The sequence below is a fragment of the Ralstonia flatus genome (assembly GCF_958439105.1).
Taxonomy (GTDB): Bacteria; Pseudomonadota; Gammaproteobacteria; order Burkholderiales; family Burkholderiaceae; genus Ralstonia; species Ralstonia flatus.
On sequence record NZ_CAUDLI010000011.1, the window covers coordinates 1 to 11,991 of the forward strand.

Annotated in this window: 17 protein-coding genes; 13 read left to right on the forward strand and 4 right to left on the reverse strand. The window is 66.4% G+C overall.

Annotation, left to right across the window (positions count from 1 at the left end):
• Positions 1–294: 294 nt before the first annotated feature.
• Complete coding sequence (arsC, locus tag R2676_RS21335; protein WP_206272637.1) at positions 295–645, forward strand: arsenate reductase (glutaredoxin); 351 nt, start codon at positions 295–297, stop codon at positions 643–645.
• A gap of 125 nt (positions 646–770) precedes the next feature.
• Here arsC and R2676_RS21340 read toward each other — a convergent pair whose 3' ends face one another.
• The 3 genes from R2676_RS21340 to R2676_RS21350 form a co-directional block, all read right to left on the reverse strand.
• The gene (locus R2676_RS21340) at positions 771–1,046 is read right to left on the reverse strand and encodes a hypothetical protein (RefSeq protein ID WP_009239603.1); all 276 of its coding nucleotides are present in this window, start codon (positions 1,044–1,046) and stop codon (positions 771–773) included.
• Between the two features lie 273 nt (positions 1,047–1,319).
• Positions 1,320–2,048 (reverse strand): 3'-5' exonuclease family protein, encoded by a 729-nt coding sequence (locus R2676_RS21345; RefSeq protein WP_206272635.1) that lies wholly within the window; start codon positions 2,046–2,048, stop codon positions 1,320–1,322.
• Positions 2,045–2,701 carry an MBL fold metallo-hydrolase gene (locus R2676_RS21350; protein WP_206272633.1) on the reverse strand — a complete coding sequence of 219 codons (657 nt, stop codon included), beginning with the start codon at positions 2,699–2,701 and terminating at the stop codon, positions 2,045–2,047. The genes R2676_RS21345 and R2676_RS21350 overlap by 4 nt, the downstream gene beginning before the upstream one ends.
• Positions 2,702–2,902: 201 nt before the next feature.
• Here R2676_RS21350 and R2676_RS21355 point away from each other — a divergent pair, with 201 nt between their 5' ends.
• Entirely contained in the window at positions 2,903–3,634 is a 732-nt protein-coding gene (locus R2676_RS21355) for a septal ring lytic transglycosylase RlpA family protein (RefSeq protein WP_206272673.1), read from the forward strand.
• 29 nt (positions 3,635–3,663) lie between these two features.
• Here the strand turns inward: R2676_RS21355 and rsmI are convergent, their stop codons facing one another.
• Positions 3,664–4,566, reverse strand: a complete 903-nt coding sequence (gene rsmI, locus R2676_RS21360) for a 16S rRNA (cytidine(1402)-2'-O)-methyltransferase (protein WP_206272631.1) — start codon at positions 4,564–4,566, stop codon at positions 3,664–3,666.
• Positions 4,567–4,601: 35 nt separating this feature from the next.
• On the opposite strand from rsmI, the gene R2676_RS21365 reads away from it, so the two are divergent.
• The 11 genes from R2676_RS21365 (at position 4,602) to soxX (ending at position 11,980) form a co-directional block, all read left to right on the forward strand.
• On the forward strand, positions 4,602–4,979 hold the full coding sequence (locus R2676_RS21365; protein WP_206272629.1) for a YraN family protein: 378 nt from the start codon (positions 4,602–4,604) through the stop codon (positions 4,977–4,979).
• 50 nt (positions 4,980–5,029) lie between these two features.
• Positions 5,030–5,848, forward strand: a complete 819-nt coding sequence (locus R2676_RS21370) for a BON domain-containing protein (protein WP_206272628.1) — start codon at positions 5,030–5,032, stop codon at positions 5,846–5,848.
• A 147-nt stretch (positions 5,849–5,995) separates the two neighbouring features.
• Positions 5,996–6,352: a c-type cytochrome gene (locus R2676_RS21375; RefSeq protein WP_206272626.1), complete on the forward strand. Its 357-nt coding sequence runs from the start codon at positions 5,996–5,998 to the stop codon at positions 6,350–6,352.
• On the forward strand, positions 6,349–7,641 hold the full coding sequence (locus R2676_RS21380; RefSeq protein WP_206272624.1) for an NAD(P)/FAD-dependent oxidoreductase: 1,293 nt from the start codon (positions 6,349–6,351) through the stop codon (positions 7,639–7,641). Before R2676_RS21375 ends, R2676_RS21380 begins: the two co-directional genes overlap by 4 nt.
• Before the next feature lie 122 nt (positions 7,642–7,763).
• Positions 7,764–8,651: an EamA family transporter gene (locus R2676_RS21385; protein WP_206272622.1), complete on the forward strand. Its 888-nt coding sequence runs from the start codon at positions 7,764–7,766 to the stop codon at positions 8,649–8,651.
• Positions 8,652–8,822: 171 nt separating this feature from the next.
• Complete coding sequence (locus R2676_RS21390) at positions 8,823–9,170, forward strand: c-type cytochrome (RefSeq protein WP_012436693.1); 348 nt, start codon at positions 8,823–8,825, stop codon at positions 9,168–9,170.
• 10 nt (positions 9,171–9,180) lie between these two features.
• Complete coding sequence (soxY, locus tag R2676_RS21395) at positions 9,181–9,651, forward strand: thiosulfate oxidation carrier protein SoxY (RefSeq protein ID WP_206272621.1); 471 nt, start codon at positions 9,181–9,183, stop codon at positions 9,649–9,651.
• Positions 9,652–9,669: 18 nt separating this feature from the next.
• Positions 9,670–9,981: a thiosulfate oxidation carrier complex protein SoxZ gene (gene soxZ, locus R2676_RS21400; RefSeq protein ID WP_004628733.1), complete on the forward strand. Its 312-nt coding sequence runs from the start codon at positions 9,670–9,672 to the stop codon at positions 9,979–9,981.
• A 23-nt stretch (positions 9,982–10,004) separates the two neighbouring features.
• On the forward strand, positions 10,005–10,460 hold the full coding sequence (locus R2676_RS21405; RefSeq protein WP_004628735.1) for a DsrE family protein: 456 nt from the start codon (positions 10,005–10,007) through the stop codon (positions 10,458–10,460).
• A 40-nt stretch (positions 10,461–10,500) separates the two neighbouring features.
• Positions 10,501–11,301 (forward strand): sulfur oxidation c-type cytochrome SoxA, encoded by an 801-nt coding sequence (soxA, locus tag R2676_RS21410; protein WP_206272671.1) that lies wholly within the window; start codon positions 10,501–10,503, stop codon positions 11,299–11,301.
• 16 nt (positions 11,302–11,317) lie between these two features.
• The gene (gene soxX, locus R2676_RS21415) at positions 11,318–11,980 is read left to right on the forward strand and encodes a sulfur oxidation c-type cytochrome SoxX (RefSeq protein ID WP_316857524.1); all 663 of its coding nucleotides are present in this window, start codon (positions 11,318–11,320) and stop codon (positions 11,978–11,980) included.
• The last annotated feature ends 11 nt before the right edge of the window (positions 11,981–11,991 follow it).

The window sequence follows — 11,991 nt, forward strand, 5'->3', positions numbered from 1 at the left end:
AAAACACTCGGCTGGCGCACTCCCGCAGAAGCCTTTATTGAGAACTGCGCCAAGCACGGAATCGTCATTGACCCCGCTGTTGCACTTGGAGCTTGAAACCGCCCTTACTTTCTTTGGGCAAGACCAAAGAAAGTGAGTCAGCCCCGGCAGGGGATGAAACAAGGGATGCACCACAAAAAACAAAAAAGCACGAATCCGCCCACAACCAACAACGAAACCCTTACCCAACCCCCACCCCTTAAGATTGCAACACACCCCATCAAGCCAACACAAAAGCCCAAAACCCCAAAAACCATGCAGATCTACCACAACCCCCGCTGCTCCAAATCCCGCACGGCCCTCGAACAAGCCCAATCGTTCGTCGCAAAAAACGGCGAACAACTCGAGGTCATCGAATACCTGACCACGCCACCCACGCTGGCCGACCTCAAACAGCTCGCAGCGCAACTCGACACTCCGCTGCGCAGCCTGGTCCGCGAAAACGAAGACGAATACGCGCAGCTCAATCTGGCCGATGCATCGGACGACGCGCTGCTCAAGGCCATCGCGGCCCACCCGAAGCTGCTGCAGCGCCCGGTGCTCGTGCGCGACGGCCGCGCCATCATCGGCCGCACGCCTGAAGCGCTCGACGCGTTCCTGAAGTAATTCACCGCGCCCCACAAAGTTGAACGGCCTGCCGATTTCCATCGGACAGGCCGTTCAGGGGTGGCCGTATCTCGCTCTGCGCGAGGGCCGGGGCTGCGTCCGTCAAGACGCGCAAGGGCACCGGTTTATTCCAGGCCCATCCATCGGGCCATTTCTGACCCGAAACCAACAGCCAGCAGGGCGGCAAGCACCACTGCCAGCGCCGCCGCGGTCGAGACCATGGCGACTTTCATGACTTCTGCGTCGTGGTGCGCGCTGCTGTGCGTGTGATGCAAGTGCTGCAGATGCTGCGCACGCATGCTCAGCGGGACCGCTTTCGCAGAGGATTTGCGATGCCAATGCAAGCGCTCCGTCATCGCTCGCAAGTGTTGCGTGTCAAACGCGTCACGGGAAAATCGCACCGCGGTACCTCCCGTTGTTGGCTGATAGCCGACGCCGGCACGCACCGGCGTCGGGGGCACGTGCGGCCCGAAAACGATACGGCAAGCAAATGGCGTATGCGAGTGGCTTTGCTTGTCGGCGCCGGGTGGCGCAGTCGTCTGGTCGCTCGCACAAGCCCAGCGTAGACGCGGGTTTGCGAGCCCGCAAGTTGCGTTGCGGCATGGTGTGCGCATCACGCGGGCAAAAGGCAAACCGCGTGCGGGTCTTCGTGAAATGCGTGACGCGTCCGGCGCTCAATCCTGAGCAGATTGCTGGGGCACTTGTGCGGCGGCGCGTTCGCCCTCGCGTTTGCGCAACTCGGCGAGCATGTTGCAGAAGAGGGCGCCTTGCTCTTTCGCGTCATCCAGCGCGATATGCGTGTGCGGCAGCGGGTCGTGCCAGTGCTCGGGAAAGGCCGCTTTGACGTTGCGCCGATACGGCATGCCAGTGAGCGCAAAGGCCAGCGTCTTGATGTCGAGCGCCGCCCAGCCAAACGGCGAGCGCCCGGCAAAACGCATCATGTACCAGAACATGAACGTGAAATCGAAGCCCGCCGGAAACGCCACGAACACCGGCTTGCCGGGCAGACTCTCGACCCACACCACGTAACGCGGCAGGGCCACCTCGGGCGCCTCAAGGTTGGCGCGGCATGCGGCCCACGCCTCGGGCTGCGTCTTCCACCATTGCATCTGGACCGGATGGCCCTCGGCGCCGGGCAGCGTTTCCAGGTTGGCTTCAAACGTGCCGACGAGCGTCTTGTCGGCCAGGTACGCCGCGCTGGCAAAGCTCAGCATCGAGTGCGGCCCGGGGATGGGGCCGTCGGCCTCGATGTCGGTGCTGACGTAGATTTCGGGCCGCGTGTCGGGCGGCTGGTTGCCGCGCTTGCGGCGTGGTTTGTCGGCGGGTGCGACAGGTGCGGCCGGCGCGGTGTCGGCGAAGGTGTCGTCGCTTTCGTTGGCGCTGTCGTTGGTGTTTGCGCTCATGCCGAGCCTTCGTTGGCAAACAGGCGATCAGCGACGTACGGGTTGCTGGCCCGCTCATCGCCAAAGGTCGAGACCGGTCCATGGCCCGGCACAAAGGTGACGTCGTCGCCCAGCGGCCACAGCTTCGTGCGGATGGCGTTGATCAGGTCGGCATGGTTGCCGCGCGGGAAATCCGTGCGGCCGATCGACCCTGCAAACAGCACATCGCCGACGATGGCGACGCGGTCTTCGGCGCTGAAGAACACCACGTGGCCGGGCGTGTGGCCCGGGCAGTGGAACACCTGCAGCGTGCGGCCGGCGGCTTCCACGGTGTCGCCGTCTTCCAGCCAACGATCCGGCACGAACGCCTTGGCCGGCGGAAATCCAAAGCGCTGGCTCTGCATCGGCAACTGGTCGATCCAGAACGCCTCGTCCTTCTGCGGCCCTTCGATGGGCACGCCAAGCTGCGTGCGCAGGGCATCGGCGGCGGCGCAGTGGTCGACGTGGCCGTGCGTGAGCAGGATCTTTTCGATGCGGGCGCCGTGCTGCTCGGCGGCGGCCAGGATGCGGTCGATATCGCCGCCCGGGTCGGTCACGGCGGCCGCGCCATCGTCGCCAATCAGCAGCGTGCAGTTCTGTTCAAACGGCGTAACGGGGACGACAACGACTTTCATGTGATCTTTGGTGCGCATTTGCACGTGGCAGGGATAACCCGATTGTATCGGGCCGAGCCCGCGCCAGCACTGGGCTCGCGGGGTGTGCTGTTACATCGGAAAGAAAATATTACAAAATTGGTGCGAGATGACAGCATGATGTGATCGTTTTAATAGGAAATGTAAATAAACGATCGAAGCATGCATGTTAGACTCGCGGCCATGCTCAAGTTGACCCATCCGATTTCCTGCCTTCCGGCCGGCCGCACGCTGCGTGCCTGGCTGACGCACGGCACCGCGCTGCTGGTGCTGGCGGGCTGTGCCGCCGTTCCCGGCGAACCGCCCGCGGGTGGGCAATCCGGCCTCCAGGCCAGCAAGCCCACCGCACCCGCGTTGAAGGTGGCCGACCCGCGCGACAACCCCGATGCCTGGGGCACGCTGTCGTTCCGCGGGGTGCCCGATTCGAGCAGCCTCAAGCTCGACGAGAACACCGATACGAGCCCCGGCCTGCGCGCCGACCTCGGCACGTTCGAGCAGCGCGGCCTCGCCTCGTGGTACGGCCGCGGCTTCCACGGCCGCCGCACTGCCAGCGGCGAGCGCTTCGATATGAATGCCTTCACGGTGGCGCATCCGTCGCTGCCGCTGCAAAGCTGGGTGCTGGTGCGCAACCTGTCCAACGACCGCGTGGTCGTGGCCAAGGTGACGGATCGCGGCCCGTACCACGGCAAACGCATCCTCGATATGTCGTTCGCAGCAGCCAAGCGGCTCGACTTCGTCAAGCGCGGTTCGACGCAGGTGGAAATCCGCCGACTGTCGCGCGCGGAAGTTGAAGCGCTGCGCCCTGAGCTGACGCAGACCGATGTCGCCAGCAACGATGGCGATGCCGATGTGGGTGCCGATGAACCCGCACCGGTCAAGAAGAAGGCGACCAAGCGTCGCGCCAAGCGCCGTTGATCTGCTGATCCGGCCGCCTTCCTGCTGCCTCAGTCCTTCCCTTCGTTTTTCAGCGCCAGCGCGCTTTGATACAGCGCGTCCACCGAAGCGCCCGTAATCGCGCCGGCCAGCTTGGCCGCACGCTTGGCGGGCAGCTCAGCCAACAGCAGACGCAAGACCTGGTCCGCCGCCATCGCGGTCGGTGCCGCGTCTTGTGCGCCAGCGCCTTCCACCACCAGAACGAATTCGCCCTTGCCATGCGAGGCATCGGCCGCAAGCCACGCCGGTGCGTCCGCAGCGGGCAGCACGACGATCTGCTCGAACAGCTTGGTCAGTTCGCGGCCGATGAGAATGCGTCGCGCCGGCAGGTGTTCCGCCAATGCAGCGAGCGTGGCCTCGATGCGATGCGGTGCCTCGTACAGAACCCACGCCGGCCCGTGCGCGGCCCATTGGCGGATGGCCGCGTCGCGTTGTCCGGCCTTGGGCGGCAGGAAGCCGACAAAGGTGAACTGCCCACCAGACGTGTCGAGCAATTCCCCGGCGGCAGAAAGCGCCGTCACCACCGCGCTCGCGCCCGGCAGCGGGATCACGCGCTGGCCGGCCGCACGCACCGCCTCCACAATCCGCGATCCCGGGTCCGACACGCCCGGCGTGCCTGCATCGGACACATACGCGATGCGCTCGCCCTGCGCGAGCCGCGCGACGATGCGCGCCGCTGCCTCGCGCTCGTTGTGTTCGTGCGCCGCGAGCATCGGCCGCGACAGCCCGAGCCGATTGAGCAGTTGCCCGGTATTGCGCGTGTCTTCACAGGCCACCGCGTCGACGATGCCTAGCACGTAGCGCGCCCGCAGCGACACGTCGGCCGCGTTCCCGATGGGAGTAGCCACCACATATAATGCGCCGGCGGGATAGTGCTGGTCGTGCGCCAGCAGGGTCCAGTCAGGATCACTCACGAGAACTTCTCTCAGTCACTTGGTTCAAACCGCGAATGCATGCGCCGCAGCCCATCACAGCCGCCACCGGTGAGGCCGGTGAAGACCGCGCGCTGCGCTACTTGCAGGCGCGCGGGTTGGCCGTGGTCAGCCGCAATTATCGCTGCAAGGGCGGTGAAATCGATCTGGTGATGCGCGATGCGGCCGACGCGCTGGTGTTCGTTGAGGTGCGTGCCCGCGTGGCGCGTTCCACGCAGCGCTTCGGTGGCGCGGCCGCGAGTGTCACGCCCGCCAAGCAGCGTCGCCTGATTGCCGCGGCTGAAGATTTTCTCGCGCGGCAGGTTGAAGATGTGCCGGCCTGCCGCTTTGACGTCATTGCCATCGACGGTGCGCGTATCGAATGGATGCGCGACGCCTTTGGCGTTGATGCGTAAATCCGCATCAGCCTCGCTCTTCTTTCTTCTGCACTTCATTCAAGGACAGCATGAAACTCTCGTCGCCTACGTTTGCCCGTTTCCGTCGCACGGTCACGCGCACCGCCGTGCTGGCCGCCCTGGCCGGCGTTACCGCAACGCAGTTGACCGCCTGCTTCCCGCTGTTTGCGGGCGCCGTGGCCGGCGGCGTGGCACTTGCCACCGACCGTCGCCCGACCGCCACCCAGACCATCGACCGCGGCCTGCAGATGGAAGCCGAGAACACGCTGATCTCGCGCTACGACGGCCGTGCCCACGTCAACGTGACGGTCTACAACCGCAAGGTCCTGCTGACCGGCGAAGCCGGCACCGAGCAGACCAAGCAGGAGATCGGCCAATACGCGCAGAAGCTGCAAAACGCGCGCGAGGTGGTCAACGAGATCGTCGTGACGCCGGAGTCGAGCACCTTCGGCTCGCGCACCAATGACACGTACATCACCACCAAGGTGAAGAGCGTGCTGGCCGGCACGGAAGGCGTGCCCTGGAACTCCATCAAGGTGACGACCGAAGCGCAGACCGTCTTCCTGCTCGGCGTGGTGACCGAGGCCGAGGGCAACAAGGCCACCGAAGCCGTGCGCACCGTGGGCGGCGTCAACAAGGTCGTGAAGGTGTTCGACTACGTGACCGAAGACGAGCGCAAGCGCCTGGATGCGAATGCCACGTCGACCAACCCGTCGGTGGCGCCCGACGCGTCGCAAGGCACGCCAACGCGTGCGCAGGGTACGCCGACGGCCACGCAGGCACCGGCACCCGTCACTTCGGCCTCGCCGGGCGTGACCGTGTCGCCCACCACCTCGCCCGCGCTGCCGCCGGGCAAGCAGCTGCCGTAAGCGGCCTCGGCCACATCGCACCCGCAATATCGCACCGCAAGAAACGCAGCCACCGCGCTGCGTTTTTTGTTGGCTGCGCGCATCACAAGGCCCACGGTGCGCCGTGCGTGTTAGCGTATGACGCTTCCGCGACTTCGCAGCCCCCCGATGCCCGTCGTCCACCGCCTTGCCGCCGCAGCGTCGCTTGCGGCGCTGCTGACGGCCCCCGCGCCCACTGTGGCCCATGCGGCCGATCTTCCCGCCACCAATCTGCAGGCTCGCACCTGGGCTGCCACGTGCGCCAGCTGCCATCACGCCGATACCGCGCCCGGCGCCAAGCTGGCCGCGCAGACGCTGCCGCCGCTGGCCGGTCGCTCGCAGGCCGAGTTGATCGATGCAATGCAGGCCTTCCGCAGCGGCGCGCGCCCCTCCACGGTGATGGGCCAGATCGCCCGCGGTTATGACGATGCGCAGATCGCCGCCATTGCCGGCTGGCTGTCACGCCAACCCCAGGAGGCGCCATGAGCGAATGGCTGCGCAAGGATCGGCGCGCTCTCTTGCGCGCACTCGGAGCGACCGCGCTGGCCGGGCCGCTGGCCGCGTGTGCATCGCTGTCGGGCGTGCGCAATGCGCGCGTGGTGGTCGTGGGCGGCGGCTATGGCGGCGCAACGGCGGCCAAGTACGTGCGCGTGTTTTCCGGTGGCCGTGTCGATGTCACGTTGGTCGAGCCGAACGCCGCGTTCGTCTCGTGCCCGCTGTCGAACCTCGTCCTGTCGGGCGACCGTGACCTGGCGTCGATCACCGTGCCTTATGACGCGCTGGTCGAGCGCCACGGCGTGCGCTGGGTGCGCGACCGTGCCTCGGCCATCGATGCCGGCGCCAAACAGGTGCGGCTGGCCGGTGGCGGCACGCTGGATTACGACCGGCTGATCCTCTCGCCCGGCATCGACTTCGTGCCGGGGGCGATTCCCGGTCTCGCCAATGCGGCCACCGCCGCGCAAGCGCCGCACGCCTGGAAAGCCGGCACGCAGACGCTGGCGCTGCGCCATCGGCTCGAAGCCATGCCCAACGGCGGCACGGTGGCGATCAGCATTCCGCTCGCGCCATACCGCTGCCCGCCCGCGCCGTACGAGCGTGCGTGCCTGATCGCCAACTGGCTGCAGCGCGCCAAGCCCGATTCCCGCGTGCTCATCCTCGATGCCAACGACGACATCACCTCCAAGGGCGCGCTGTTCAAGCGCGTCTGGGCCGAGCGCTATCCGCAGCACATCGAATATCGCCCGCAATACAACGCCGTCGACATCGATGCCAAGGGCCGCGTGCTCAAGTTCGATGTGCAGGACGACGTGCAAGCCGATGTCGTCAACCTGATCCCGCCGCAGCGCGCCGGAGCGATTGCCGTGCAGGCCGGCCTGGCGACGGCCAATGGGCGCTGGTGCGAAGTGGATTTCCTGTCGTTCGAATCGAAGGTGGCGCCGGGCGTGCATGTGATTGGCGATGCCATCCAGACCGCGCCGCTGATGCCCAAGTCGGGCCACATGGCCAACCAGCACGGCAAGGTGGCCGCCGCCGCCGTGGTGGCGATGCTCGCCGGCCACGCGCCTGATGCGTCCCCGCTGTATACGAACACCTGCTACAGCTTTGCCACGCCCGACGAGGCGATGCACGTGGCAACCGTCCACCGCTACGACGCGGCCGAGCACACCATGGTGACGGTGCCCGGCGCCGGTGGGCTTTCCGATGCACCTTCGGCCGCCGAGGGCAAGCTGGCGCAAGGCTGGAGCCGCGCCATCTGGTCGGACATGCTGGGCTAAGCAAGGGAAGGCCGAGGCGTCCGGCACAAACAATGCGCAAGATTGTGCAAGTCGCCTAAGGTGCCGGCGCCTACAGTGCGTCATGTGGCCGCACGGGCGGCCGTCCGAACCTTCCGATCATCATGTCTCCCAAGGATCTGCTGCTGGCCCTGACCGTTGTGCTGGTGTGGGGCGTCAACTTTGTCGTCATCAAGGTGGGCCTGCACGGCGTGCCGCCCATGCTGCTGGGTGCGCTGCGCTTTGCGCTGGTCGCGTTCCCGGCCGTGCTGTTCGTGCCGCGCCCCAAGATTGCGCTCAAGTGGCTGGTGGCTTACGGCGCCACCATCAGCTTCGGGCAGTTCGCGTTCCTGTTCTCGGCCATGTACGTGGGCATGCCGGCGGGGCTGGCCTCGCTGGTGCTGCAGTCGCAGGCGTTCTTTACGTTGGCGATTGCCGCCATCGTGCTGCGCGAGCCGATCCGCTGGTTCCACCTGGCCGGCATGGCGGTGGCCGCGGGCGGGCTGGCCGTCATTGGCATGGCGGGCGGCGGCTCGGTCACGGGCATGACCACCGCCGGCTTCTTGCTGACGCTGTGCGCGGCGTTTTCGTGGGCCAGCGGCAACATCGTCACCAAGCGCGTCGGGCCGGTGAATGTGGTGAGCCTGGTGGTGTGGGGCGCCGTCATTCCGCCGGTTCCGTTCTTCCTGCTGTCGTACTGGCTGGAGGGGCCGGAGCAGATTGCGCATAGCCTGGCGAACATCAGCGCGTCGAGCATCGGCGCGATCGTCTACCTGTCCTTTGGCGCCACCATCTTCGGCTACAGCCTGTGGAGCCGGTTGCTGGCGCGCTACGCAGCCAGCCAGGTTGCGCCGCTCACGCTGCTGGTGCCGGTGGTGGGGCTGGTATCGGCGGCCGTGCTGCTGGGCGAGCGCCTGGTGGCCGCCCAATGGCTGGGCGGCGCGGTGGTGATGGCCGGGCTGCTGCTCAACGTGTTTGGCGGCCGGCTGGCCGCGCGGCGGGCGATGGCCTGATCGCCGCATCCCCAAAACAAGCGCCCGGGCCGAAAGGTACCGGGCGTTTTGCTTTGCTGGCGACATTTGCGGGCGACATAGGATTTGGCCCGTTTCGGGCACAATACCGGGTCCGATTCCCGCCATTTCGCCCGCACACGCATGCGGGCAGCCTCGTCTTCTGGAGACCACATGAAGTTCGCCCCCACGCTCGCCGCTGCGGCGGTGCTGGCCGGCCTGGCGCTGTCCGCCACGCCCGCGCTGGCCGCCGTTGATGCTGCCCGCGCCTTGTCCATCGCCAACCAGAACGCCTGCATGGGCTGCCACGCCGTCGACCGCAAGCTCGTCGGCCCGGCCTACCAGGACGTTGCCGCCAAGTACAAGGGCGATGCCGGCGCACAAGCCAAGCTCATCAAGAAGGTGCGCGAGGGCGGCATGGGCAACTGGGGCCAGATCCCGATGCCGGCCAATCCGAAGATTGCCGATGCCGATCTGAAAACCGTGATCGACTGGGTGCTTGCGGGCGCCCCGGCCAAGTGAGGAACGGACGATGAACGACGCAATCAACCTGAGCCGCCGTGACGTGCTGCGCGCCGGCGCCATGATGGCGCTGCTGGTGTCTGCCGGCATTGCCACGCCGGCTCAGGCCGCCGAGTGGAACAAGGCCGCCTTTGCCGTGAAGGGCGTGAACGACGTGCTCAAGCAACTGGGCGGCGGCGCGGTCGACAAGGGCGGCGCCGGCATCCAGCTCACCGCACCGGACATTGCCGAGAACGGCGCCGTGGTGCCCCTGGTCGTGACGAGCACGCTGCCGGGCACCGACCTCATCGCCATCCTGGTCGAAAAGAACCCGAACACGCTGGCCGCCACGTTCGCCATTCCGCCCGGCACCGACCCGTTTGTCAGCACGCGCGTGAAGATGGGCGAGACGTCAACGGTCTATGCCGCCGTCCGCGCCAACGGCAAATGGGTGCTGGCGAGCAAGGAAGTGAAGGTCACCCTCGGTGGCTGCGGCGGTTAAACCTCAGGAGAACACACCATGGCAGACCCGATGCGCATTCGCGCGATGGAAAACGGCGGCACCACCGACGTGAAGATCCTGATGAAGCACGACATGGAAACCGGCCAGCGCAAAGACGCGTCCGGCAAGGTCGTGCCCGCCTGGCACATCACCAACGTGACGGTGCAGCACAGCGGCAAGACCGTGCTCGACGCGCAGTTCGGCCCGGCCGTGTCCAAAGATCCGTTCCTCAACTTCAAGTTCAAGGGCGGCGCCAAGGGCGACAAGGTGACGGTCACGTGGGTCGACAACCACGGCGACAAGCGCACTGACGAAACGTCCATTCAGTAAACAGCAAAGGCCCGGAGGCCCACATGCGACGCAGCTTCTTTCGTGTGACCGCCGCGCTGGCGGCCTTGGGTGTGGCCGGTAAGGCCGCTGCCCAGAACGCCCCGCGCGCTGGCGGCGCCGGTGCCCGCTACAAGGTGGTCTACCAGCTGAGCGAAGGCATCGACCAGGCCGTGCGCGCCATCGGCAACCTGCGCAACCACCTGAACGGCGCACCCGGCACGAAGATCGTGGTGGTGGCGCTGGGCCACGGCATCGACTTCCTCGTTGAAGGCGCCAAGGATGCGCAGGGCCGCCCGTTTGATGCACCGGTGGCGGCACTGGCCAGCATGGGCGTGGAGTTTCGCGTGTGCCACAACTCGCTGATGGCCTTCAAGGTGCCGGAAGACAAGCTGCTGCTCGAAGCCAAGGTGGTGCCGGCCGGCGTGGTGGAAATCACCCGCTTGCAGCAGGAAGAAGGTTTCGCCTATATCAAACCGTAGGCGACCCACGGAGGGGACCGTGAAACACAAGACATGGACGATGGTGCTGGCTGCGGCGTGCGTTGCCGGCAGCGCCGTCATGGCATCCGCGCAGGACGCCAAGGACAGCACCGCCGCCGGCATCGCGCAGTACCGCGAGATGCTGGCCGACGGCAACCCGGCCGAACTCTGGGAAGCCGCCGGCGAAGAACTCTGGAAGAAGCCCGCCGGCCCCAAGCAGGCCTCGCTTGAAGCATGCGACCTGGGCCTTGGCCCCGGCGTGGTGAAGGGCGCCTACGCCAAGCTGCCGCGCTACTTCAAAGACACCGGCCGCGTGATGGACGCCGAACAGCGCCTCATGCATTGCCGCATGACGCTGCAAGGGCTGACCAAGGAAGAGGCATCGGCCCGCCCGTTCTCGTCGCCCGGCAAGGCGTCGGACATTGAACGGCTGATGGCGTACGTGGCTTCGGAATCGCGCGGCGCGGCCATCGACATTCCGCTCGCCCACCCCGAAGAAAAGCGCGTGTACGAACTCGGCCGCCGCATGTTCTTCTACCGCGGCGGCGCCTATGACTTTGCCTGCGCCACGTGCCATGCCCAGCCGGGTTTGCGCATCCGTCTGCAGGAACTGCCTGACTTGCTGACCGCCGACGGCGCGCGCTTTGCGTATTCCACATGGCCGGGTTATCGCGTCTCGCAGGGCGAGGTCCGCACGATGCAGCACCGCCTGTACGACTGCCTGCGCCAGCAGCGCTTTCCGGAACCGCTCTACGGCAGCGAGGTGATTACCGCGCTGGAGATGTTCCTCGCCCGCAATGCCAACGGCGGCAAGATGGACGCGCCGTCCATCAAACGATGACACGATGAGGCCACGCATGACCCGACTGACCCCCATCGTTCTGACGGCACTCACATTGGCCCTGGCTGCCGGCACCGCCCACGCAGCCGACGCCGCCGCCAAGGCCGTCACCCCGCCCAAGCCGGAAGCCAAGGCCGACGCGGCACTCGCCAAGGTCATCCAGGAGAGCTTTGTCTCCAAGGGCCCGGCCACCGTGGAAGGCGTGACCGACCGCGACGACGTGCAGAAGGTCTGCAGCCAGTTTGCCGACCGCAACGCCGTGCCCGCTGCGGTTGCCAAGAAGCTGGAAGACGCGCAATTCAAGACCATCCATTACCCGGCAGACAACACCTGGCTGGGCGACTGGAAGGAAGGCGAGAAGACCGCGCAGAGCGGCCGCGGCATGCAGTTCTCCGACCCGGCCGGCGGCGCGAACGGCGCCAACTGCTACGCGTGCCACCGCTTGTCGAAAGACGAACTGTCTTACGGCACCATCGGCCCCTCGCTGTACCAGTACGGCAAGCTGCGCGGCGATTCGGAAGCGATCCTGCGCTACACGTGGGGCAAGATCTACAACTCCAACGCGTATGCGGCGTGCTCCAACATGCCGCGCTTCGGGCACAAGGGCATCCTGACCGAGCAGCAGATCCGCGATGTGATGGCGCTGTTGTTCGACCCGGCCTCGCCCGTGAACCAGTGAACCAATAACGC

Coding starts and splice junctions, on each gene's coding strand:
- soxA (WP_206272671.1), top strand. CDS start 10,501: ATGGTGCTGGCTGCGGCGTGCGTTGCCGGCAGCGCCGTCATGGCATCC.
- R2676_RS21365 (WP_206272629.1), top strand. CDS start 4,602: ATGCATGCGCCGCAGCCCATCACAGCCGCCACCGGTGAGGCCGGTGAA.
- soxZ (WP_004628733.1), top strand. CDS start 9,670: ATGGCAGACCCGATGCGCATTCGCGCGATGGAAAACGGCGGCACCACC.
- R2676_RS21370 (WP_206272628.1), top strand. CDS start 5,030: ATGAAACTCTCGTCGCCTACGTTTGCCCGTTTCCGTCGCACGGTCACG.
- R2676_RS21380 (WP_206272624.1), top strand. CDS start 6,349: ATGAGCGAATGGCTGCGCAAGGATCGGCGCGCTCTCTTGCGCGCACTC.
- R2676_RS21385 (WP_206272622.1), top strand. CDS start 7,764: ATGTCTCCCAAGGATCTGCTGCTGGCCCTGACCGTTGTGCTGGTGTGG.
- arsC (WP_206272637.1), top strand. CDS start 295: ATGCAGATCTACCACAACCCCCGCTGCTCCAAATCCCGCACGGCCCTC.
- R2676_RS21350 (WP_206272633.1), bottom strand. CDS start 2,701: ATGAAAGTCGTTGTCGTCCCCGTTACGCCGTTTGAACAGAACTGCACG.
- soxX (WP_316857524.1), top strand. CDS start 11,318: ATGACCCGACTGACCCCCATCGTTCTGACGGCACTCACATTGGCCCTG.
- soxY (WP_206272621.1), top strand. CDS start 9,181: ATGAACGACGCAATCAACCTGAGCCGCCGTGACGTGCTGCGCGCCGGC.
- R2676_RS21355 (WP_206272673.1), top strand. CDS start 2,903: ATGCTCAAGTTGACCCATCCGATTTCCTGCCTTCCGGCCGGCCGCACG.
- R2676_RS21375 (WP_206272626.1), top strand. CDS start 5,996: ATGCCCGTCGTCCACCGCCTTGCCGCCGCAGCGTCGCTTGCGGCGCTG.
- R2676_RS21345 (WP_206272635.1), bottom strand. CDS start 2,048: ATGAGCGCAAACACCAACGACAGCGCCAACGAAAGCGACGACACCTTC.
- R2676_RS21390 (WP_012436693.1), top strand. CDS start 8,823: ATGAAGTTCGCCCCCACGCTCGCCGCTGCGGCGGTGCTGGCCGGCCTG.
- R2676_RS21405 (WP_004628735.1), top strand. CDS start 10,005: ATGCGACGCAGCTTCTTTCGTGTGACCGCCGCGCTGGCGGCCTTGGGT.